Raw genomic sequence first — 21551 nt, 5'->3', positions numbered from 1 at the left:
GGCTCCGGGGCTTACTGGCCCTTGGCCGCCTTCTTCTCCTCGGCGTCCTCGATGACCGCCTCGGCGACCTGCTGCATCGACATGCGCCGGTCCATGGAGGTCTTCTGGATCCAGCGGAACGCGGCCGGCTCCGTCAGCCCGTACTGGGTCTGCAGGATCGACTTGGCGCGGTCCACCAGCTTGCGGGTCTCCAGACGGAGGGAGAGGTCGGCGACCTCCTTCTCCAGGGCGCGCAGCTCGGCGAAGCGGGAGACGGCCATCTCGATGGCGGGCACCACGTCGCTCTTGCTGAACGGCTTGACCAGGTACGCCATGGCGCCGGCGTCCCGGGCGCGCTCGACGAGGTCGCGCTGCGAGAAGGCGGTCAGCATGAGGACCGGGGCGATGGACTCGCCGGCGATCTTCTCGGCGGCGGAGATGCCGTCGAGGACGGGCATCTTCACGTCGAGGATGACGAGGTCGGGGCGGTGCTCGCGGGCGAGCTCGACGGCGGTGGCGCCGTCTCCGGCCTCACCGACGACCGTGTAGCCCTCTTCTTCCAGCATCTCTTTGAGGTCGAGGCGGATGAGCGCCTCGTCCTCGGCGATGACGACGCGGGTCGTCAGCGGCGGGACGTGCGACGGCTCGGCGTCGTCGGCGGGCTGGGGCGACTCGGGGGCGGTCACGCGGGCTCCTCGTTCGATGGCCTCGTTCCGGAGGCGGATACAGCTCCCCATGAGCCTACCCACCTCCTGTAAGGTAGGGGCACGGCGGGTGATCACCGACCTTCGTTTCGAAGGATGCCCCGGTAGCCCAGCGGAAGAGGCAGTGGTCTCAAACACCATACAGCGTGGGTTCGAATCCCACCCGGGGCACTTTACCTTTGATTCCAAGGTTCGAGACGAATGGGTCCGCGCTCCGCCGTACGGCCTACGTCAGGGGCTCGCCGATGTGGTGGACCCGGACCAGGTTCGTCGAACCGGCGACACCCGGCGGGGAACCCGCCGTGATGACCACGATGTCGCCCGGCCGGCAGCGCCCGATCCTCAGCAGCTCCTCGTCGACCTGGGCCACCATCGCGTCCGTGGAGTCGACGTGCGGACCGAGGAAGGTCTCGACGCCCCACGTGAGGTTGAGCTGCGAGCGCGTCGCCGGGTCCGGCGTGAAGGCGAGCAGCGGGATCGGCGAGCGGTAGCGGGAGAGCCGCTTGACCGTGTCGCCGGACTGGGTGAAGGCCACCAGGAACTTGGCCCCGAGGAAGTCGCCCATCTCGGCGGCGGCCCGGGCGACGGCGCCGCCCTGGGTGCGGGGCTTGTTGCGCTCGGTCAGCGGCGGCAGCCCCTTGGCGAGGACGTCCTCCTCGGCGGCCTCGACGATCCGGCTCATGGTGCGGACCGTCTCGACCGGGTAGCGGCCGACGCTGGTCTCGCCGGAGAGCATGACGGCGTCGGTGCCGTCGATGACCGCGTTCGCCACGTCGCTCGCCTCGGCGCGCGTGGGGCGGGAGTTGTCGATCATCGAGTCGAGCATCTGGGTGGCGACGATGACCGGCTTGGCGTTGCGCTTGGCCAGCTTGACCGCCCGCTTCTGGACGATCGGCACCTGCTCCAGGGGCATTTCGACGCCCAGGTCGCCGCGGGCGACCATGATGCCGTCGAAGGCGGCGACGATCTCCTCGATGTTCTCGACGGCCTGCGGCTTCTCGATCTTGGCGATGACGGGCAGCCGGCGGCCCTCCTCGTCCATGATCCGGTGGACGTCCACGATGTCCCGGGCGCTGCGGACGAAGGACAGGGCGATGACGTCGGCGCCGATGCGCAGGGCCCAGCGGAGGTCCTCGATGTCCTTCTCGGACAGGGCGGGCACGGAGACGGCGACGCCCGGGAGGTTCAGGCCCTTGTGGTCGGAGACCATGCCGCCCTCGATGACCAGGGTGTTCACCCGGGGGCCCTCGACGGAGGTGACCTCCAGGGTGACGCGGCCGTCGTCGACGAGGATGCGCTCGCCGGCGGTCACGTCCGCGGCGAGGCCGGAGTAGGTCGTCCCGCAGCAGTGGCGGTCGCCCTCCATCGACTCGACGGTGATGGCGAACTCGTCGCCGCGTTCAAGGAGTACGGGACCTTCACGGAAGCGGCCGAGACGGATCTTCGGGCCTTGAAGGTCGGCGAGCACACCGATGCTGCGACCGGTCTCGTCGGAGGCTTTGCGTACGCGCTGGTAGCGCTCCTCGTGCTCGGCGTACGTGCCGTGACTGAGGTTGAAGCGGGCCACGTCCATTCCGGCCTCGATCAACGCCTTGATCTGGTCGTATGTTTCGGTGGCGGGCCCAAGGGTACAAACGATTTTCGCTCGGCGCATAAGTCGAGCCTAGGCCTTACCCATCAGTAGGAAATTGGTGCGGCATGACTACTCAACAACCTTTCCGTGAAAGGTTGTTGACAAGACTTGAATCTGTGCACCGGGGTGCTCCGATGAGCGATTTTCGCGCCCCCGCGCCCCTTGTCTCAGAGTGCGGGCGGCACCATCGTGAAGCGCGCGACGACCTCGGCGGTGACCGTCTGCCGCTGCGGTTCGAGGTCCAGCGGAGGTGCCTCGCCGGCCCGCTCCGCCGCGAAGCCCGCCGGCGCCGCGGCGAAGACCGGGGACATCGCCGACATGCCGGGGCCTTCGAGCCCGGCGTCCGAGAGTTCGAGGAGTGAGGCCAGCGAGGTGCCAAGGGCCGACGCGTACGCCCGCGCCCGCTGCACGGCCTCCGTCACCGCGAGGCGGCGCGCCTCGGCGTACGCCGGGGAGTCCGGCCGCAGCTCCCACCACGGGCCGTCGACGCCCGTCATCTCCACATCGGCGAGCCGGGTCACCAGCTCACCGAGGGCCGTGAAGTCGGTCAGCTCGGCCGTCAGCCGCACCCGGCCCACGTAGGCGTGCACCCGCTCGCCGCGCCCGCGCCTGCCGAGCTCCGGTGAGATCGAGAACCGGCCCGTCTCCAGCTTCTCGACCGTCTCCCCCTGCGCCTTGACGAGGTCGAGCACCTGTCCGTTCCGCCGGGTCAGCTCCGCGAGCGTCGCCGAGCGGTCCGTACCGCGCGCGGAGACCGTCACCCAGATCCGGGCGAACTCGGGATCGACCTCGAGCCGGCCCTCGCCACGCACCGTCACCTGCGGGGCCTGCGGGCTCGCTTGTTCCTGCGTCACGTCCTGACTCCTTCATGTTCGGTAACGATCGTCCACCGAACACTTTCCCACTCCGTAACCCGAAAGGGCTGTTGCCGACGTGCCGCCCTGAGCCAGAATCTACGCGCGTTGTGCGTGCTGATCGTGCGCCGCGAGCAACGCCATCGAACCAAGGAGAAACACATGCCGTTGAACCGCCGGACGTTCCTGGAGAGCTCCGTGGCCGTCGGGGCCGGAGCCGCCCTCACCGCGGGTGTCGCCGCCCCCGCCGAGGCCCACGGACACCGCCCCAAGCCGGCGAAGCGGTACTCGTTCACCGTGATGGGCACGACCGACCTGCACGGGAACGTCTTCAACTGGGACTACTTCACGGACAAGGAGTTCGACGACAAGGCGCACAACGACATCGGTCTCGCCAAGATCTCCACCCTCGTCGACCAGGTCCGCGCGGCCAAGGGCCGCTGCAACACCCTCCTCATCGACGCCGGCGACACCATCCAGGGCACCCAGCTGTCCTACTACTACGCCAAGGTCGACCCCATCACCCGGGCCGGCGGCCCGGTCCACCCGATGGCCCAGGCGATGAACGCCATCGGCTACGACGCCGCCGCGCTCGGCAACCACGAGTTCAACTACGGCATCCCGGTGCTGCGGAAGTTCGAGGAGCAGTGCGACTTCCCGCTGCTCGGCGCCAACGCGCTCGACGCGAAGACCCTGCGCCCGGCCTTCCCCCCGTACAGCATGCACCGGATGCGCACCCCGCACGGCAAGGACGTCAAGGTCGCGATACTCGGCCTGACCAACCCGGGCATCGCCATCTGGGACAAGGCGAACGTCTCCGGGAAGATGGTCTTCCCCGGTCTGGAGGAGCAGGCCGCGAAGTGGGTGCCGAAGCTGCGCTCGATGGGCGCGGACGTGGTCGTCGTCTCGGCGCACTCCGGCTCCAGCGGCACCTCCTCGTACGGTGACCAGCTCCCCCACATCGAGAACGCGGCCGGGCTCGTCGCCGAGCAGGTGCCGGGCATCGACGCGATCCTCGTCGGCCACGCGCACACCGAGATCCCCGAGTACCGGGTGAAGAACAAGGAGACCGGCAAGGACGTCGTCCTGTCCGAGCCGCTCAAGTGGGGCCAGCGCCTCACCACCTTCGACTTCGACCTGGTGTGGGAGAAGGGCCGCTGGGTCGTCGAGAAGGTCGCCGCGCAGGTCCTCAACTCCAACCTGGTGGCGGAGGACCCGGAGATCACCGGGCTGCTCGCGGACGAGCACCGGAAGGTCGTCGACTACGTCAACCAGGTCATCGGCACCTCCACGGCGGTCATGACCACGGCCGACGCGCCGTGGAAGGACGAGCCGATCATCGACCTGATCAACGTCGTCCAGGCGGAGACGGTGAAGGCGGCCCTCGCGGGCGGCGCGCACGCCGCGCTTCCGGTGCTCTCGCAGGCCTCCTGCTTCTCGCGTACGGCCCGCATCCCGGCCGGTGCCATCTCCATCAAGGACGCCGCCGGGCTCTACCCCTTCGAGAACACCCTGGAGGCCCGTCTGATGACGGGTGCCCAGCTGAAGGACTACCTGGAGTACTCGGCGAAGTACTACGTCCTGACGGCGGCGGGCGCGCCCGTGGACACGGCGAAGCTGACGAACGCGGACGGCACGCCGGACTACAACTACGACGCCGTGTCGGGTCTGACGTACGAGATCGACATCGCGAAGCCCGTCGGGCAGCGGATCGTCGGTCTGTCCTTCGAGGGCAAGCCGCTCGACCCGGCCGCGAAGTTCGTCCTCGCGGTCAACAACTACCGGGCGAGCGGTGGCGGCGCGTTCCCGCACATCGCGAACGCCCAGCAGCTGTGGGCGAACTCGGACGAGATCCGCAACACCATCATCCAGTGGGTGAAGGCGAAGGGGACGGTCGACCCGGGTCTGTTCGCTTCGGTGGACTGGAAGCTGACCCGGGACGGCGTGCCGGTCTTCTAGTCGTCACACGTTCTGAGTGAGAGGCGTCAGCTTCCGGTCCTGGGCCGGGATGCTCGGCGCCTCTCGCGCTTCCAGGCCGAAGCTGGTGAAGGCCGTGCGGCGCGGGAGCGGGTAGGGCTCCTTGCCGGTGACCGCGTTGAGGATGGCCGCGCTGCGCCAGGCGGCGAGGCCGAGGTCGGGGGCGCCGACGCCGTGGGTGTGCTTCTCGGCGTTCTGGACGTACACGGAGCCGGTGACGGAGGGGTCGAGGACCAGCCGGTACCGCTCGTCGATCCGGGCGCGGCCCGAGGCGTCGTGCCGCAGGTACGGGTCGAGCCCGGCGAGCATCCGGTCCACGGGGCGCTCGCGGTAGCCGGTCGCGAGGACGACGGCGTCGGTGGTGAGCCGGGAGCGGGTGCCCTGCTGGAGGTGTTCCAGGTGCAGTTCGACCTGTGTGGTGGCGACGCGACCGGCGGTGCGGACCCGGACGCCGGGGGTGAGGACGGCGTCGGGCCAGCCGCCGTGCAGGGTGCGGCGGTAGAGCTCGTCGTGGATGGCGGCGATGGTGTCGGCGTCGATGCCCTTGTGCAGCTGCCACTGACGGGGCACGAGTTCGCCGCGTACGGGCTCGGGCAGGGAGTGGAAGTAGCGGGTGTAGTCGGGGGTGAAGTGCTCCAGGCCGAGCTTCGAGTACTCCATGGGCGCGAAGGCCTCGGTGCGGGCCAGCCAGTGGATCCGCTCGGCTCCGGCGGGCCGGGCGCGGAGCAGGTCGAGGAAGACCTCGGCGCCGGACTGGCCCGAGCCGATGACGGTGACGTGATCGGCGGCGAGGAGCGACGCGCGGTGGGTGAGGTAGTCGGCCGAGTGGATCACGGGGACGCCGGGGGCTTCGGCGAGCGGCCGGAGGGGCTCGGGGACGTACGGCTCGGTGCCGACCCCGAGGACGACGTTCCGGGCGTAGGCGCGGCCGAGGGCCTCGGCCTCGCCCTCCGGATCGATCTGGGTGAAGTCGACCTCGAAGAGGCGGCGCTCGGGGTTCCAGCGGACGGAGTCGACCTGGTGGCCGAAGTGGAGGCCGGGGAGCCGCTCGCTGACCCAGCGGCAGTACGCGTCGTACTCGGCGCGCTGGATGTGGAACTTCTCCGCGAAGTAGAAGGGGAAGAGGCGCTCGCGGCTCTTCAGGTAGTTGAGGAAGGTCCAGGGGCTGGCGGGGTCCGCGAGGGTCACCAGGTCGGCGAGGAAGGGGACCTGGAGGGTGGCGCCCTCGATGAGGAGGCCGGGGTGCCAGTGGAAGGCAGGCCGCTGCTCGTAGAAGGTGGCCGCGAGGCCGCCGGGGATGCCGTGCGCGAGGGCGGCGAGCGAGAGGTTGAAGGGGCCGATGCCGACGCCCACCAGGTCGTGGGGCCGGTCGAGTTCGTCCTTGGGAGTGCTGCCGGTCATCGGTGCGCGCTGCCTTCCACGAGGGTGATGAGCTGTGCCAGATCGCCGGGGGTGGCGTGGGGGTTGAGCAGGGTGGCCTTGAGCCAGAGGCGGCCGTCCGCCTCGGCGCGGCCGAGGACCGCGCGGCCCTCGGCGAGGAGGGTGCGGCGGATCGCGGCGACGGTCTCGTCGTCGGCCTCGGTCGGACGGAAGAGGACGGTCGTGAGGGTGGGCCGGGCGCGCAGGTCGAGGCCGGGGGTCTTCTCCACGAGGTCGGCGAGGTCCTGGGCGAGGGACATGCACGCGTCGACGAGGGCGCCGAGGCCGGAGCGGCCGAGGGCGCGGAGGGTGACGGCCGTCTTGAGGACGTCCGGGCGGCGGGTCGTGCGCAGGGAGCGGCCGAGGAGGTCGGGGAGGCCGGCCTCGGTGTCGTCGTCGGCGTTGAGGTAGTCGGCGGTGTGGCCGAGGACGGTGAGGTCGTCGGCGTCGCGTACGGCGAGGAGTCCGGCGGCGGCCGGCTGCCAGCCGAGCTTGTGCAGGTCGACGGTGACGGTACGGGCCCGGTCGAGGCCGTCGAGGAGGTGGCGGTGGGTGCGGCTGAGGAGGGCGGGGCCTCCGTAGGCGGCGTCGACGTGGAGCTCGGCGCCGTGGGCCGCGCAGACGTCGGCGAGCTCCGGGAGCGGGTCGATCAGGCCCTCGTCGGTGGTGCCGGCGGTGGCGGCGACGAGGACGGGGCCCCCGGTGTGTGCCAGGGCCTCGGCGAGGGCGGCCGGTTCGAGGACGCCGTGCGGAGTGGGGACGGTGACGGGGGCGGGGAGGCCGAGGAGCCAGGCGGCGCGGTGGAAGGAGTGGTGGGCGTTGGCGCCGACGACGGTCCGGACGGGACGGTCGTGTCCGGCGTGGCGTTCGCGCGCGAGGAGCAGGGCGAGCTGGTTGGACTCGGTGCCGCCGGTGGTGACGAGGGCGTCGGGGTGCCGCGCCGCCGGGAAGGCCTCGGCGGCGAGGGCGGCCGTGACCAGGGCTTCGAGGGCGGAGGCGGCGGGGGCCTGGTCCCAGGAGTCCATGGACGGGTTGAGCGCGGAGGCGGCGAGGTCGGCGGCGGCGGCGAGCGCGAGGGGCGGGGTGTGGAGGTGGGCGGCGCAGAGCGGGTGCGCCGGGTCGGCGGCGCCGGCCGCGAGGGCCCGGACGAGGGTGCGGAGGGCCTCGTGGGGGCCGGTGCCGGTCTCGGGGAGTACGGCCCCGAGGGCCTCCACCCGTGCCGCGACGGCCTCCGGCCCGCCGGCCGGAAGGGGTCCGCCCCGCTCCTCGGCGCCGACGCGCAGGGCGTCGAGGACGGTGTCCAGGAGGGGGCGGAGGGCATCGGCGCCGGGGGCGCCTCCGGCGAGGGGTGGGGATGCGGCACACATGGACGACAGCGTGCCGGGGGTTGTCGGGGTTTGTCCGAGGAGTCGGTCCTTGTGACCCGAACGGGGGACACGGGCTGGCGCGGGGCGGTGGTGGCCGCCCCGCGCCCGTGGCCGTCAGGCCTTGCGGACCGCCAGGGCCCGGCGGAGGTCGTCGAGTTGGTCGACGAGCTTGCGGTGGAGGGCCGGGATCATCGTGTCGGCGGTCAGGTGGGACTCGCCGAGGGCCAGGGAGTCGGTGTCGATCGCGTACGACGGGAAGGCGTAGCGGCCGGCGGCCTCGGCCATGGCGGGGCCGCGCCGGGCGCCGAGGGCGGTGGCGGCGGCGTAGAAGCGGGGCACGTACGCGCTGACGAGCTCGGCCTGTTCGGGCTGCCAGAAGCCCCGGGCGGTGGCGGTGAAGAGGTAGTTGGACAGGTCGTCCGTGTCGAAGAGCGCCGACCAGGCGGCCTCCTTCGCCGCCGGGTCCGGGAGGGCGGCCCGGCAGAGGGCGGCGCCCTCCTGGCCGGTGGCGCTCGGGTCGCGCTCCAGCTCCGCGGCGATCACCGTCTCGTCGGTGGCGCCGAGGACGGCGAGGCGGGCGAGGATCCGCCAGCGCAGCTCGGGGTCGAGCTCGGGGCCGCCGTGGACGGTGCCCTCCTCCAGCCAGGAGGCGAGCTTCTCGGGGGTGGTGGCGCTGTCGACGAAGGTGCGGACGGCCGTGAGGCGCAGGCCCGGGGCCTCGCCGTCCTCGGTGCGGCGCAGCAGCGCGCGGGCGATCTCGCCGATCGTCGCGAGGGCGGCGGGGCGCTCGTCCTCGGCGACGTACCGGTCGGCGATCTGGGTGCGGGCGAAGGCCAGCACGCCCTGGACGAGGGAGAGTTCGGTCTCCTCGGGCAGGTGCGCGCGGGCCGTCTCCAGGTACTCGGCGGGGGCGAGGGCGCCGTCGCGGACCATGTCGCGCAGCGCGTTCCAGATCACGGCGCGGGTCAGCGGGTCGGGGATGCCGGAGAGGCCGCGCAGGACGGTCTCCTCGGAGACCTCGTCGAAGCGCAGCTTGGCGTAGGTGAGGTCCCCGTCGTTGAGGGTGACGAGGGCGGGGCGCGGGCCCGTCAGTTCGGCGGGGGCGGCCTGCGGGACGTCGAGGGCGAGGCGCTCGCGGAGGGTGAGCTCGCCGTCGGGCCGCCGGTCGTAGACGCCGGCCTCGATGCGGTGCGGGCGGCTGCCGTCGCGGTCGACGGTGAGCCGCCAGCGGGTGCCCTCGCCGTCGAGGCGCGGGGTGAGCGTGTCGACGCCGGTGGTGCGCAGCCACTGCTCGGCCCAGCCGTGGACGTCGCGGTCGGTGGCGGCGGCGAGGTTGTCGATGAAGTCGGCGAGGGTGGCGTTGCCGAACTTGTGCCGCTTGAAGTGGATGTTGATGCCGGCGAGGAAGTCCTTCTCGCCGAGCCAGGCGACGAGCTGGCGGAGGGCGGAGGCGCCCTTGGCGTAGGAGATGCCGTCGAAGTTGAGGAGCGCGGAGGCGGTGTCGGGGACGGCCTCCGGGTCCGGGGCGACGGGGTGCGTGGAGGGCCGCTGGTCGGCCTCGTAGCCCCAGGCCTTGCGGGTGACGCCGAAGTCGACCCAGGTGTCGGGGAAGAGGTCGGCGCAGGCCTCGTTGACGGTCTGGAAGCCCATGTACTCGGCGAAGGACTCGTTCAGCCAGATGTCGTCCCACCAGCGCAGGGTGACGAGGTCGCCGAACCACATGTGGGCCATCTCGTGGGCGATGACCATGGCCCGGGTCTGGCGCTCGGTGACGGTGACGGCGGAGCGGAAGACGAACTCGTCGCGGAAGGTGACGAGTCCGGGGTTCTCCATCGCGCCGGCGTTGAACTCGGGGACGAAGGCCTGGTCGTACGAGTCGAAGGGGTACGGCTCGTCGAACTTCTCGTGGTAGCGGTCGTAGCAGGCCTTGGTGACGGCGAGGATCTCGTCGGCGTCGGCGTCGAGGTGGGGGGCGAGGGAGCGGCGGCAGTGGATGCCGAAGGGGAGCCCGGCGTGCTCGGTGCGGACCGAGTGCCAGGGGCCGGCGGCGACGCAGACGAAGTAGGTGGAGAGCAGCGGGGTGGGGGCGGCCCGCCAGCTGCCGTCGGGCTGCTGCTCGGTGATGCCGTTGGAGAGGACGGTCCAGCCTTCGGGGGCGGTGACGCCGAGCTCGAAGACGGCCTTCAGGTCGGGCTGGTCGAAGGCGGCGAAGACGCGCTGGACGTCCTCCATGAAGAGCTGCGTGTAGACGTACGACTCGCCGTCGGTGGGGTCCGTGAAGCGGTGCATGCCCTCGCCCGTGCGGGAGTACCGCATGGTCGTGGTGACGCTCAGCTCGTGCTCGCCCTCGGTGAGGCTCAGCGGGAGCCGGTTGCCGTCGAGGGCGGCGGTGTCGAGGGGCTCGCCGTCGAGGACTGCGGAGTGCAGGGTCTCGGGCTTGAGCTCGACGAAGGTGTCCCCCGCGGCGCGGGCCGTGAAGCGGACGACGCTCTGTGAGCGGAAGGTCTCGTCGCCGGTGGTGAGGTCGAGGTCCACCCGGTAGTGGTGGACGTCGAGGAGCTGGGCACGGGTCTGCGCTTCGTCGCGCGTCAGTACGGACATGGGCCCTATGCTGCCCGATGCCTTCCCCATCGGGCAGGGGTGGTGCGTTTGTGCCCGGTCTGTGCCCCCTCAGGCGAGTCCGGAGCCGTTCAGGTGGGCGAAGGCGGCCGTGAGGCGGGGGCGGTCGTAGCCGGTGGGGCCGGACGCGCCGCTGGACAGCAGGGTCTGGAGGAGGATCCGCGCCTTGGCGGGGTCGAGGGGGCCCGCGGGGATCAGTCCGTGGTGCAGGAGGTCGTACTCGGAGCCGGGGCCGCGGTAGGTGTGCGAGAGGGTCGCTCCGCCGCCCGTGCGGGAGGCGAGGACGACCGGGATGCGGCGGGCGAGCTCGGCGAGCGGGTCGACGAACCAGGCGGGGACGTGGCCGGCGCCGAACGCGGCGACGACGAGGCCCTGGAAGCGGTCGTCGACGGCTTCGAGGAGTTCGCCCCGGTCGCCCTGGGAGAGCGTCAGGAGGGCCACCCGTACCGACGGGTCGAAGCTCAGCGAGCAGAGGGCTGCGGGGACGGCGGGGCGGAGCAGGATCCGGGGCTCGCCCTCGACGACGGTGCCGATCGGTCCCGCGCCGGGCGAGGCGAAGGTGGTGACCGAGGTCGTGTGGGTCTTGCGGGCCAGGCGGGCGGCGTGGATCTCGTCCCCGAGGACGACGAGGACACCGAGGTTCCGGCAGGCGGGGTCGGCGGCGACGGCGAGCGCGGCGGCGAGGTTGGCGGGGCCGTCGGCGCCGGGCAGGTCGGGGCGGCGCATGGCGCCGGTGACGGCGATCGGCTGCTCGGTGGTGCAGAGCAGGTCGAGGAGGAAGGCGGTCTCCTCCAGGGTGTCGGTGCCCTGGACGACGACCACGCCGGAGCCCTCGGCGACGGTCTTGCGCACCTCCTCCGCCAGCGCGGCGAGGTCCTCGTGGGTGATCGAGGAGCTGGGGACGCGCCGGAAGTCGCGGAGGACGACGTCCTCGGGCGCGCCCAGCTCGGCGAGGACCTCCTGGCCGGTCATGCGGGCCGCGTCACCGCCCCGCGCCGAGATGGTCCCGCCGAGCGTGAAGACCGTGACGCGTGCCATCAGCGTGCTCCGTCCGCGATCGTCTCGTGGTGGCGGATGACCTCGGCGATGATGAAGTTGAGGAGCTTCTCCGCGAAGGCCGGGTCCAGTTTCGCGCTCTCGGCCAGTTCCCGCAGCCGGGCGATCTGGCGGGCCTCGCGGGCGGGGTCGGCGGGCGGCAGCTTGTGCTCGGCCTTGAGGACGCCGACCTGCTGGGTGCACTTGAAGCGCTCGGCGAGCATGTACACGACCGCGGCGTCGATGTTGTCGATGCTCTCGCGGAGCCGGGTCAGTTCGGCCCGTACGGAGTCGTCGACCGGGCGGGGCAGGGTGGAGTCACTCATGATCTGCGAGCTTAGACGGATCTCGGCAGGATCGTGGGCGGGTGTTCGGGATCCGGTACGCGGTTGCTCCAGCCGCCGTGGACGGACCGCCCCTGCTGCTCGCGGAAGCGGATGGGCGCGGTGCCGACCCGGCGGGTGAAGAGCCGGGAGAAGTAGGCGGGGTCGTCGTAGCCGACGCGGCGTGCGACGGCCGCGACGGGGAGCTCGGTGGCGGCGAGGAGTTCCTTGGCGCGGCCGAGGCGGACGGTGAGCAGGTAGTCCTTGGGGCTGCAGCCGGCGGCGCGGCGGACGGCGGTGCGCAGTTCGGCGGGGGTCATGCCGTGCCGGGCCGCGTGTTCGGCGACGGAGAGCGGCTGGAAGGCGTCGCGGGCGAGCGCGGCGAGGACGGGGTCGCCGTCGGCGTTGGTGTCGGCGCGGGCCCGGCGCAGGGCGACGAGCAGCTCGTGGACGGCGGCGCCGGTCTCGACCTCCAGGAGGGGGTTGCCGGGGCGGGCGGCCCTGGCGATCCGGCTGATGGCGGCGCGGGCGGGGGCGGCGTCGGAGAGGGGCACGACGGGCCGGTCGGGCTCGATGTAGCCGAGCTCGGTGTAGGTGGCGGTGGCGGGTCCCGAGAAGTCGACGAAGGCCTCGTCCCAGCCGGTGCCGGTGTCGGCGGCGTAGTGGTGGGGGGTGCCGGGGGTGAGCCAGATGAGGGCGGGGGCGGTGACGGCGGTGCGGCGGCCGTCGACGCCCAGGTACCAGCCGCTGCCGGCGGAGACGACGACGGCGACGTGGTGGTCGAGGGTGCGCGGTCCGACAGTGGGGAGGGTGCCGTGCTGGAGCCCGACCCCGAGGCAGACGAGGCCGAGGCGGTGGTGGACGGGGCTGGGCGTGAAGTAGCGCATCCAGGTGTGGTACATGCGGCGTTCCCTTCCCGGGGCCTGGTCCTCCGGGCCCTCCCAGGGCCGGTCGGGCCCTAACGTCCAAACTGCGACGATCTTTGTCCATGGACCGGTCCGCCGCCAGAGGGCGAGGGTGAGGCCATGAGCACGTTCGCTGTGGGTGACGAGGACTTTCTGCTCGACGGGCGGCCGGTGCGCCTCCTCTCGGGGGCCCTGCACTACTTCCGTGTGCACGAGGCGCAGTGGGAGCACCGGCTCGGGATGCTGCGCGCGATGGGGCTGAACTGCGTCGAGACGTACGTCCCCTGGAACCTGTACGCGCCGGAGCCCGGCCGGTACGGGGACGTGGAGGCGCTCGGCCGGTTCCTGGACGCGGTGCAGCGGGCCGGGATGCGCGCGATCGTGCGCCCGGGTCCGTACATCTGCGCCGAGTGGGAGAACGGCGGGCTTCCGCACTGGCTGACGGGGCCGCTGGGGCGGCGCGTGCGGACCCTCGACCCGGAGTTCCTGGCGGCGGTGGACGCCTGGTTCCGCCGGCTGCTCCCGCAGGTGGTGGAGCGGCAGGTCGACCGGGGCGGCCCGGTGATCCTGGTGCAGGTGGAGAACGAGTACGGGAGTTACGGCAGCGACCTGGGCTATCTGCTGTGGGTGGCGGAGCTGCTGCGCGCCTGCGGGGTGAGCGTGCCGCTCTTCACCTCGGACGGTCCCGAGGACCACATGCTGACGGGTGGTTCGGTGCCGGGGGTGCTCGCGACGGCGAACTTCGGCTCGGGGGCGCGGGAGGGCTTCGCGACGCTGCGGCGCCATCAGCCCTCGGGGCCGCTGATGTGCATGGAGTTCTGGTGCGGCTGGTTCGACCACTGGGGCACGGAGCACGCGGTGCGGGACGCGGCGGACGCGGCGGCGGCGCTGCGGGAGATCCTGGAGTGCGGGGCCTCGGTCAATGTGTACATGGCGCACGGCGGGACCAACTTCGGCGGCTGGGCGGGGGCGAACCGGACCGGAGAGCTGCACGACGGGGCGCTGCGGGCGACGGTGACCTCGTACGACTACGACGCCCCGGTGGACGAGGCGGGGCGGCCGACGGAGAAGTTCTGGCGCTTCCGCGAGGTGCTCGCGCGGTACGCGGAGGGGCCGCTGCCCGAGGTGCCCGAGCCGCCGGCGCGGCTCGCGGCCCCGGTGCGGGGCGCGCTCGGCGAACGGGCGCCGCTCGACGAGGTCCTGGAGGTGCTCGGCGACGAGGAGTCGCGGGCGCCGGTGCCGCCGTCCTTCGAGGAGCTGGGCGTGGACCGGGGTCTGGTCCGCTACCGGGTGGAGGTCCCGGGGCCCCGGCAGCCGTACGCGCTGGGCGTGACGGGGCTGCGGGACCGGGCGACGGTGTACGTCGACGGGGTCCTGGCGGGGGTGCTCGACACCGAGGACGGCGAGGACGTGACGCTCGCCGAGCCGGTCGCCGGGCCCGCCGTCGTGGACCTCTGGGTGGAGTCGCTGGGGCGGGTCAACTACGGGCCGCGGCTCGCGGAGCGGAAGGGAATCACGGGCGGGGTGCGGCACGAGCGGCAGTACCTGCACGGCTTCCGGGCCCGGGGTCTGCGGCTGGACGCCTTCGAGGCGGCGGCGGTGGCGAAGGTGCCGTTCCGGCCGGTGGCCGGGGAGACCGGGCCCGGGCTGTACCGGGCGGTGGCGGAGGTGGCCGGGCCGGGTGACGCGGACCTCTCCCTGCCGGGCGGGACGCGCGGCTTCGTCTGGGTCAACGGCTTCTGCCTGGGCCGGTACTGGAACGCCGGCCCGCAGCAGTCGCTGTTCGTGCCGGGGCCGGTGCTGCGGGAGGGCGCCAACGAGGTGTGGGTCCTGGAGCTGGCGGGCGGGGCGGCGCCCTCGGTCGAGCTGGCCTGAGCCGAAACGGCGGGACGGGAGGACCCCGGGGCGCACCGCCCCGGGGCCCTCCCTTTCACCGGCTACAGCGTGGCCTTCACCGGATACAGCGTGGCCTTCACCGGTTACAGCGTGGCTTTCACCGGTTGCAGCGTGACTTCACGGGTTACAGCGTGGCCGCGGCCGACTTGATCGCGGCGGCGAAGGTCGAGACCTCCGTGTAGACGCCGGGGTAGCCGGCCCGGGCGCAGCCCTCGCCCCAGCTCACGATGCCGACCTGGATCCAGGCGCCGGCGTTGTCCTTGCGGAACATCGGGCCGCCGGAGTCACCCTGGCAGGTGTCGACCCCGCCCTGGTCGAACCCGGCGCAGATCTCCTCGGCGGGGACGAGGGAGCTGCCGTACGAGGCCTGGCAGGAGGCGTCCGAGACGAACGGGACGTTCGCCTTGCGCAGGTAGCGCTGCTGCGCGCCGCCCTCACGGGTGCCACCCCAGCCGGCCACGGTGAACGTGCCGCTGTTGTACGCGGTCGTCTCGGCGATCTTCAGGGTGGGGACCGAGGTGATCGGCGAGGCGAGCTTGATCAGGGCCCAGTCCTTGCCCGTGCCGTTGTAGCCGGGGGCCTGGAGGACCTTGGTGGACTTGACCTTGATCGCGCTGCTGCTCTGCAGGTCCACGACTCCGGCGGTGGCGGTGATGCCGGTGTTGTTGCCGGAGCCGCTCACACAGTGGGCGGCGGTGAGGACGATCTGCGGGGTCAGCATCGAACCGCCACAGCCCATCGAGAGCCTGACCATCCAGGGGAACTCGCCCTGGGCGGCGCGCACGCCGCCGACGACGGGCGCCGGGGCGGCGGAGGCGGTGGTGGGCTGGAGGCTGACGGCGGCCAGGACGACGGCGCCGGCGGCCGCGAGTTTCTGGAGGGCGCTGACCAGTCGGTTCTTCTTCACGCGTGCTCCTTTTTCCATGGGGGGTTGAGCCCGACGGGGATGACATGCGCCCGTCAAGCCATGTCCGGATTATGGACAGCGCCCAACTGCCGCCACAAGAAAGCCTTTTCGGCCAGAACCGGTGAGGGGACCGTACAGTGGAACGGAGGGGGGATCCGGTATGCCGAACCGTCAGGGGGCCGACCGTGTCGGCCACGGCTTCCCGCACCGCGCGGCGGTCCGGGCGTCGCTCACCGCGCTCTACCGACGCCTCTCCACCGACGGTGTGCACCGGTTTCCCATGAGCGTGCCGGCCGCCGACATGGCCATCGGCGACGACGAGGACCTCCATCTGGGCACCCAGCGCGTGGCCCGCGCGCTCGTGCACCACCTCCGGCTCCCCGACGCCCGCATCGTGGCGAGTTTCCGCCCCATGGAGCACGCGGCGACCGTCGAACTCGCCGCCGGACCCGAGTACTTCGTCGAACTCAACGACCGCTTCAGGACCCGTCGCCGGGACATCGGCGCGGCCCTCGCCCACGAGATCACCCACGTCCTGCTGCACCGGCTCGGACTCGGCTTCCCCGGCACCCCGGAGAACGAGATCCTCACCGACGTCGTGACCACCTACCTGGGCGCGGGCTGGCTGCTCCTCGACGCGTACCGCCAGGACGGGGTCGAGAGCCAGAAACTCGGCTATCTGACCCCGGAGGAGTTCGGCTACGTCCTCGCCAAGCGGGCCGAGGTCTTCGGGGAGGACCCCTCGCCGTGGTTCACCAGCGCGGTGGCGTACGAGGCGTGGGTACGCGGCCGGGCCGAGGCGGCGCGGGAGCTGCGGCAGCCGCCGCTCGCCGCGGCGGGCTGGGCGGAGCGGCGGCGGTACGGCAGGGAGCGGCGCCAGGGCGGGGCCGCGGCGGGAGCGCCGTACGCCTTCGACGGCGGCGCCCCGGCGGCCGGCGTCTCCTTCGCCTGCCCGGTCTGCCTCCAGCGGCTGCGGGTCCCCGCGGGGCGGAGCCTGCGGGCGCGGTGCGGGGTGTGCGGCTCCGTCCTGGAGTGCGCGGCCTGACTCCGTACGGGGAATGGATTTGCGCCATGTGCGGACGGCGCGTCAGGGTCGGCGCATGAGTACGTTGTTCGACGCCATCCGAGCCGGGGACGAGGACGGGGCCGTACGGGCCCTGCGGAGCGGGGCGGACCCCGAGGGCCGGGAGGACGGGGAGACCGCGCTGTACCGCGCGGCCGTCGGCGACGAGCCCGGGATCGTCCGGATGCTCCTCGCCGCCGGGGCCGATCCGGGGCGCCGCAGCGGGCCGGAGGAGGGCGACCTGCCGCTGTGCGGGGCGGCCTGCGGCGGGCACGCCGAGGTGGTCAGGGCACTGCTCGCGGGCGGCGCGGAGGCCGACCAGGAGGAGGAGTTCGGCTTCACGGCGCTCGCCTGGGCGCTCCGGCTCGGGCACGCCGAGACGGCGCGGGTGCTCCTGGAGCACGGGGCCGATCCGGACCGGCCGGGGCCCGACGGCTTCCTCCCGCTGGTCGCGGCCGCCCGGCGCGGCTCCACCGCCTGCGTACGGGCGCTGCTCGACCACGAGGCGGCGGCCCCGGAGGCCGCGCTGCGGGAGGCCCGGCGCTGGATCGGCGCGGACATCGCGGCCGAGCTGCGGCGGGGGCTCGTCGCGGGGAACGACGGCGGGCAGACGTACGAGGCGGTCGTGCGCCGGGTCCGGGAGGACGGCGGGGTGACGGTCGTCGTCGAGCTGCTGCGGGAGGACGGCGCGCCCACGCGCGGCGACGAGCGGCAGACCGGCCACGCGGCGATCGCCACGCTCCTGGAGGCGGCGATCGGGCTGCGCACCCCGCACGAGGAGCTCGCGGCGCGGGCGCTGCGCTGCGGGGACCCGGAGCTCGACGCCTGGACGACTGCGGTGGCCGAGCTGGCCGGCCGGGCCGACGAGGAGACCTTCGTGACGGCGGCGGGCTGGTGCTCCTACCGCGATCCGCTGCGCCGGGCGCTCGGCGCGCGGGTGCTCGGCGCGCTGCCGGGCTTCGGGGCGAGCGCACTGCCGGTGCTGCGGCGGCTGGCCGCGGAGGCCGCGCCTCGGCGGCTCGCCGCGGAGGCCGTGCCCACGGCGCGGGAGCCCCTGCTGTCGACGGTGCTCGCGCTCGGGGAGTGCGGGGACCCGACGGCCGTACCGGAACTGCTCGCCGCGGCCGGGCATCCGGAGGCGGCGGTACGGCGGGCGGTCGCGGGGGCGCTGGCCGGGATCGTGCCGGCGGGGCACACGGAGGCCCTCGGGGTGCTCCTGGCGCTGAGCCGGGACGGCGACTCCCGGGTGCGGGACTGGGCGACGCTCGCCCTCGCCGAGCTGCCCGACGACACCCCGCTCGTACGGGCGGGGCTGGCGGAGCGCCTCGGCGACGACGATCCGGAGACGGCGGCGGAGGCGGCCCGGGGGCTGGCGATCCGTCAGGACCCGCGGGCCGTGGACGCGCTGGCGGCGGTCCTGGCGGACGGCGACCCGGACGGCGCGGCGCGCGAGACGGCACTCGCCGCCCTCGAACACGTCCGGGACGCCCGGGTCAGGACCCGCCTGGAGTGGACGGCTCCGCGCCGGGGCTAGAGGCCGTCCGGCCTGATCGGCAAGACCCCAAGCCCTGTCCGGCGGACCGTGACCCGCCGGACAGGGCTCGGGAGCGTCCGGCGGGCGCGCCGCCGCACCGCGCACTACCGCGCCGCCATCCTCACCGCGCTTCCGCGCACGCCGTTTCGTCCCCGCGCGAGCACACCTCTCCCGTACGGCCCCGGCGGCTGCTACCTTCCTCCCGAGTCGCCTAACAAACGTTTGGTGGGCCCGTCCGCCCGTCAGTCGTACGCCCGACAGTCCGTACGTCCACGAGGGAGTCCCGCCATGCCCCTGTCCCGACGCGCGCTGCTCACCACGACCGGCGCCGCCACCCTGTTCGCGGCCCTGCCGACGAACGCCCAGGCCCACGCGCATCCGCGCGCACCCCGGAACACGATCCGCCAGATCCCGCTCCAGGGCGCGGTCAACGTCCGCGATCTCGGGGGGTACGTCACCTACGACGGCGGCCGGGTCCGTCACGGCCTCGCCTACCGGGGTGACCACCTCGCGAAGCTCACCGCCGCCGACCTCGCCACGCTCGCCGGGCTCGGCCTCGGCACGGTCGTCGACCTGCGCATCCCGCTGGAGGTCTCGTACGACGGAGCCGACCGGCTCCCTGCCGGTGCCGTCCCGGTCGCCCGGCCCATCACCGACAACGGTCTCTTCGGGCGGCTGACGGCCGCGATCGGCTCCCGCGACCCGGTGCGGCAGGAGGAGATGCTCGGCGGCGGGCGGGCCGCCGCCTTCATGAGCGACGTCTACCGGACCTTCGTCACCGACGCCGCGAACCGGGCCGCCTTCGCCCAGACCCTGCGGGACCTGGCCGACCCCCGCCGGGGGCCGCTGCTCCTGCACTGCACCTCGGGCAAGGACCGCACCGGCTGGACCGGCTATCTCCTGCTCACCCTGCTGGGCGTACCGACGGCGGCGGCCCGCGCCGACTACCTGGCCTCGAACGCCATCCGCGCCGCCTACGACGCCAAGGTGCGCGAGGGACTCCGGCAGGGCGGGTTCATGCAGAACCCGGACCTGATCGTGCCGCTCCAGGAGGTGCGTCCGGAGTACCTCGACACCGCCCTCGACCAGGTCCGGGCCTCGTACGGAAGCCTTCTCCGCTACTACTCCGCCGGCCTCGGCCTGGAGTTCCGCGACGTGGTGGCGCTGCGGGAACGGCTCGTGCTCGACGCCTGACGTCCGCCACGGGCGGCTCCGGCTCCGGCGGCACCACGCCCGGCCCCGGCGGCACCACGCCCGGCGCCCGCGCCGGAGCCGGAGCCCCGACCCGCGCCGGAGCCGCGACCCGCACCGGAACCACGGCCCGTGGACGTCCCGGAGCCGGAGGCGCGCCCCGACCCAGTCGACGCGGTCGTGGCCGTGCCGGTGGCCGTACCGCCGCCTCCGGCGGACGCGGGACGGCGACGACGGCCGCGGCCGCCCCCGCTCCCGGCGCCGCCGGCTCCCGTCGCCTTGCGCGGCGGGGTCGGCTGCGGCGTCTCGATGACGATCGGGACGCCGGAGGGCTCACGGGCGCCGGTGAGGTCGGTCAGGTGCTGGTCGCTGGACTTGATCTGCGCCGTGCGCGGGCTGATCCCGGCGTTCGACATCAGCCGGCCCATGTCCCGCTTCTGCTCAGGCAGGACCAGGGTGAAGACGCTGCCGGACTCGCCGGCGCGGGCGGTGCGGCCGCCGCGGTGCAGGTAGTCCTTGTGGTCCATCGGCGGGTCGACGTTCACGACCATGTCGAGGTCGTCGACGTGGATGCCGCGGGCCGCCACGTTCGTCGCGACCAGCGTGGTGACCTGGCCGGTCTTGAACTGGTCCAGGGTCCGGTTGCGCTGCGGCTGCGAGCGGCCGCCGTGCAGGCCGGAGGCCCGTACGCCGTTGGCCAGGAGCCGCTTGACCAGCCGGTCCACGGACCGCTTGGTGTCGAGGAAGAGGATCGTCCGGCCGTCGCGGGCCGCGATCTTCAGCGTGACGGCCTTCTTGTCGGTCTCGTCCATCACGTACAGGACGTGGTGCTCCATGGTGGTCACCGCACCGGCCGAGGGGTCGACCGAGTGCACGACCGGGTCGTCCAGGAACATCTTGACGAGCTTGTCGATGTTCCGGTCGAGCGTGGCCGAGAAGAGCAGCCGCTGGCCGCCCGGCTCGACCTGCTTGAGCAGCTTGGTGACCTGCGGCAGGAAGCCCATGTCGGCCATCTGGTCGGCCTCGTCGAGGACGGTGACGGCGACCTGGTCGAGACGGCAGTCGCCGCGCTCGATGAGGTCCATGAGCCGACCGGGCGTGGCGATGAGGACCTCGGCGCCGCGGCGCAGCGCGGAGGACTGCCGGGAGATCGACATGCCGCCGACGACCGTGGTGATCCGCAGACGCAGGGCGCCGGCGTACGGGGTGAGGGCGTCGGTGACCTGCTGCGCGAGCTCGCGGGTGGGCACCAGGACCAGCGCGAGGGGCGCGGTCGGCTCGGCGCGGCGGCCGGCGGTGCGGGCGAGGAGCGCGAGGCCGAAGGCGAGGGTCTTGCCGGAGCCGGTGCGGCCCCGGCCGAGGACGTCGCGCCCGGCGAGGGAGTTCGGCAGGGTCGCGGCCTGGATCGGGAACGGCTCCGTCACACCCTGCTCGCCCAGAATCCGCAGGAGGCCCTCGGGCATGTCCAGGTCGGCGAAGGAGGCCACCGCGGGGAGCGCGGGCGTCACCGTCTCCGGCGGCGTGAACTCGCTGGGCGGCGGGGGCGCCGTGGGACGGCGGCCGCCGCGGACGCCCTTCGGCTGCGACGTGGACTTCGCCTGGGTGCTGCGGGGGCTGCGCTTGGGGCGTTCGGAGCGGGTCATGCGTGCCTTCCTGGCCGGTGCTCGCGGCACAGCCGGGGCCCGCACCTGCACGATGCGGGCCCCGGCTGTTCTACCCGGAACACGCGAACGGGCCCCGGCTGCTTCTCCCGGAACACGCGATACGCACTCCGGATGTCTCTACCGGAACAATAGTGCGCCTCAGGACCTTCCCGCCCCGCCCGACCGATGCCCGGACGGATCGGCCCAGGCCCGGACGCCCGGACGTGGGCGACCTCACAGCCGTCACGCCCTGACGGCGACTCCGTCCAGCACCATGGTCAGGTACTGGCGGGCGATCTCCTCCGGGCTGTGCCGGCCGCCGGGCCGGTACCAGGACGCGGCGACCCAGACGGTGTCGCGCACGAAGCGGTAGGTCAGCCGGACGTCGAGGTCGGCCCGGAACACCCCGGCCGCGACGCCGCGCTCCAGGGTGCCGAGCCAGGCCTTCTCGAACCTCTCCTGCGATTCCACGAGGTACTGGAAGCGCGGCAGGTCGGTGAGG

Annotated in this window: 17 protein-coding genes and 1 tRNA gene; 6 read left to right on the top strand and 12 right to left on the bottom strand. The window is 73.1% G+C overall.

Translation table 11 applies throughout. The features are described from left to right. Positions 1 to 11: 11 nt before the first annotated feature. On the bottom strand, positions 12 to 665 hold the full coding sequence (locus SGA01_RS37370; RefSeq protein WP_055646376.1) for an ANTAR domain-containing response regulator: 654 nt from the start codon (positions 663 to 665) through the stop codon (positions 12 to 14). A 116-nt stretch (positions 666 to 781) separates the two neighbouring features. Between SGA01_RS37370 and SGA01_RS37365 the strand changes: the two genes are divergently transcribed. Then, positions 782 to 854, top strand: a tRNA-Leu gene (locus tag SGA01_RS37365). A gap of 55 nt (positions 855 to 909) precedes the next feature. Here SGA01_RS37365 and pyk read toward each other — a convergent pair. Beyond that, on the bottom strand, positions 910 to 2337 hold the full coding sequence (gene pyk, locus SGA01_RS37360; RefSeq protein WP_141302596.1) for a pyruvate kinase: 1428 nt from the start codon (positions 2335 to 2337) through the stop codon (positions 910 to 912). Between the two features lie 146 nt (positions 2338 to 2483). Next, a complete protein-coding gene (locus SGA01_RS37355; protein WP_141302594.1) occupies positions 2484 to 3170 on the bottom strand; it encodes an SIMPL domain-containing protein in 687 nt (228 codons plus the stop codon). A 162-nt stretch (positions 3171 to 3332) separates the two neighbouring features. Here SGA01_RS37355 and SGA01_RS37350 point away from each other — a divergent pair, with 162 nt between their 5' ends. Then, complete coding sequence (locus tag SGA01_RS37350; RefSeq protein ID WP_141302592.1) at positions 3333 to 5129, top strand: 5'-nucleotidase C-terminal domain-containing protein; 1797 nt, start codon at positions 3333 to 3335, stop codon at positions 5127 to 5129. A 3-nt stretch (positions 5130 to 5132) separates the two neighbouring features. Here the strand turns inward: SGA01_RS37350 and SGA01_RS37345 are convergent, their stop codons facing one another. The 6 genes from SGA01_RS37345 to SGA01_RS37320 all read right to left on the bottom strand — a co-directional run bounded on the left by SGA01_RS37345 (position 5133) and on the right by SGA01_RS37320 (position 12812). After that, positions 5133 to 6548, bottom strand: a complete 1416-nt coding sequence (locus tag SGA01_RS37345; protein WP_141302591.1) for a lysine N(6)-hydroxylase/L-ornithine N(5)-oxygenase family protein — start codon at positions 6546 to 6548, stop codon at positions 5133 to 5135. Beyond that, the gene (locus SGA01_RS37340) at positions 6545 to 7933 is read right to left on the bottom strand and encodes a pyridoxal phosphate-dependent decarboxylase family protein (RefSeq protein ID WP_141302589.1); all 1389 of its coding nucleotides are present in this window, start codon (positions 7931 to 7933) and stop codon (positions 6545 to 6547) included. Before SGA01_RS37340 ends, SGA01_RS37345 begins: the two co-directional genes overlap by 4 nt. A gap of 114 nt (positions 7934 to 8047) precedes the next feature. Then, positions 8048 to 10534 carry an aminopeptidase N gene (pepN, locus tag SGA01_RS37335; protein WP_141302587.1) on the bottom strand — a complete coding sequence of 829 codons (2487 nt, stop codon included), beginning with the start codon at positions 10532 to 10534 and terminating at the stop codon, positions 8048 to 8050. Positions 10535 to 10603: 69 nt separating this feature from the next. Continuing rightward, positions 10604 to 11590: an asparaginase gene (locus SGA01_RS37330; protein ID WP_141302585.1), complete on the bottom strand. Its 987-nt coding sequence runs from the start codon at positions 11588 to 11590 to the stop codon at positions 10604 to 10606. Then, on the bottom strand, positions 11590 to 11913 hold the full coding sequence (locus tag SGA01_RS37325) for a chorismate mutase (RefSeq protein ID WP_141302583.1): 324 nt from the start codon (positions 11911 to 11913) through the stop codon (positions 11590 to 11592). Before SGA01_RS37325 ends, SGA01_RS37330 begins: the two co-directional genes overlap by 1 nt. A gap of 11 nt (positions 11914 to 11924) precedes the next feature. After that, complete coding sequence (locus tag SGA01_RS37320; protein ID WP_141302581.1) at positions 11925 to 12812, bottom strand: helix-turn-helix transcriptional regulator; 888 nt, start codon at positions 12810 to 12812, stop codon at positions 11925 to 11927. A gap of 123 nt (positions 12813 to 12935) precedes the next feature. Here SGA01_RS37320 and SGA01_RS37315 point away from each other — a divergent pair, with 123 nt between their 5' ends. After that, positions 12936 to 14690 (top strand): glycoside hydrolase family 35 protein, encoded by a 1755-nt coding sequence (locus SGA01_RS37315; protein ID WP_141302579.1) that lies wholly within the window; start codon positions 12936 to 12938, stop codon positions 14688 to 14690. 145 nt (positions 14691 to 14835) lie between these two features. On the opposite strand, the gene SGA01_RS37310 is transcribed toward SGA01_RS37315, so the two are convergent. Then, complete coding sequence (locus tag SGA01_RS37310; RefSeq protein ID WP_141302578.1) at positions 14836 to 15636, bottom strand: S1 family peptidase; 801 nt, start codon at positions 15634 to 15636, stop codon at positions 14836 to 14838. Between the two features lie 142 nt (positions 15637 to 15778). Here SGA01_RS37310 and SGA01_RS37305 point away from each other — a divergent pair, with 142 nt between their 5' ends. The 3 genes from SGA01_RS37305 (at position 15779) to SGA01_RS37295 (ending at position 19409) form a co-directional block, all read left to right on the top strand. Then, entirely contained in the window at positions 15779 to 16663 is an 885-nt protein-coding gene (locus SGA01_RS37305; RefSeq protein ID WP_141302576.1) for a hypothetical protein, read from the top strand. Positions 16664 to 16718: 55 nt separating this feature from the next. Next, a complete protein-coding gene (locus SGA01_RS37300) occupies positions 16719 to 18215 on the top strand; it encodes an ankyrin repeat domain-containing protein (RefSeq protein WP_174867665.1) in 1497 nt (498 codons plus the stop codon). Between the two features lie 288 nt (positions 18216 to 18503). Beyond that, positions 18504 to 19409: a tyrosine-protein phosphatase gene (locus tag SGA01_RS37295; protein ID WP_141302572.1), complete on the top strand. Its 906-nt coding sequence runs from the start codon at positions 18504 to 18506 to the stop codon at positions 19407 to 19409. Here SGA01_RS37295 and SGA01_RS37290 read toward each other — a convergent pair. Next, the gene (locus SGA01_RS37290) at positions 19337 to 21049 is read right to left on the bottom strand and encodes a DEAD/DEAH box helicase (protein ID WP_141302570.1); all 1713 of its coding nucleotides are present in this window, start codon (positions 21047 to 21049) and stop codon (positions 19337 to 19339) included. The genes SGA01_RS37295 and SGA01_RS37290 overlap by 73 nt on opposite strands. A gap of 243 nt (positions 21050 to 21292) precedes the next feature. Then, on the bottom strand, positions 21293 to 21551 hold a 259-nt coding region (locus tag SGA01_RS37285; RefSeq protein WP_503827365.1), incomplete at its 5' end, for a TetR-type transcription factor C-terminal domain-containing protein.

The organism is Streptomyces gardneri (assembly GCF_006539185.1).
GTDB lineage: Bacteria > Actinomycetota > Actinomycetes > Streptomycetales > Streptomycetaceae > Streptomyces > Streptomyces gardneri.
Note: the sequence above shows the minus strand (reverse complement) of the source record. Positions and strands in the feature narration are given on the sequence as shown.

Coding starts and splice junctions, on each gene's coding strand:
- SGA01_RS37345 (WP_141302591.1), bottom strand. CDS start 6,548: ATGACCGGCAGCACTCCCAAGGACGAACTCGACCGGCCCCACGACCTG.
- pyk (WP_141302596.1), bottom strand. CDS start 2,337: ATGCGCCGAGCGAAAATCGTTTGTACCCTTGGGCCCGCCACCGAAACA.
- SGA01_RS37310 (WP_141302578.1), bottom strand. CDS start 15,636: ATGGAAAAAGGAGCACGCGTGAAGAAGAACCGACTGGTCAGCGCCCTC.
- SGA01_RS37290 (WP_141302570.1), bottom strand. CDS start 21,049: ATGACCCGCTCCGAACGCCCCAAGCGCAGCCCCCGCAGCACCCAGGCG.
- SGA01_RS37315 (WP_141302579.1), top strand. CDS start 12,936: ATGAGCACGTTCGCTGTGGGTGACGAGGACTTTCTGCTCGACGGGCGG.
- SGA01_RS37300 (WP_174867665.1), top strand. CDS start 16,719: ATGAGTACGTTGTTCGACGCCATCCGAGCCGGGGACGAGGACGGGGCC.
- pepN (WP_141302587.1), bottom strand. CDS start 10,534: ATGTCCGTACTGACGCGCGACGAAGCGCAGACCCGTGCCCAGCTCCTC.
- SGA01_RS37330 (WP_141302585.1), bottom strand. CDS start 11,590: ATGGCACGCGTCACGGTCTTCACGCTCGGCGGGACCATCTCGGCGCGG.
- SGA01_RS37350 (WP_141302592.1), top strand. CDS start 3,333: ATGCCGTTGAACCGCCGGACGTTCCTGGAGAGCTCCGTGGCCGTCGGG.
- SGA01_RS37320 (WP_141302581.1), bottom strand. CDS start 12,812: ATGTACCACACCTGGATGCGCTACTTCACGCCCAGCCCCGTCCACCAC.
- SGA01_RS37305 (WP_141302576.1), top strand. CDS start 15,779: ATGCCGAACCGTCAGGGGGCCGACCGTGTCGGCCACGGCTTCCCGCAC.
- SGA01_RS37325 (WP_141302583.1), bottom strand. CDS start 11,913: ATGAGTGACTCCACCCTGCCCCGCCCGGTCGACGACTCCGTACGGGCC.
- SGA01_RS37295 (WP_141302572.1), top strand. CDS start 18,504: ATGCCCCTGTCCCGACGCGCGCTGCTCACCACGACCGGCGCCGCCACC.
- SGA01_RS37340 (WP_141302589.1), bottom strand. CDS start 7,933: ATGTGTGCCGCATCCCCACCCCTCGCCGGAGGCGCCCCCGGCGCCGAT.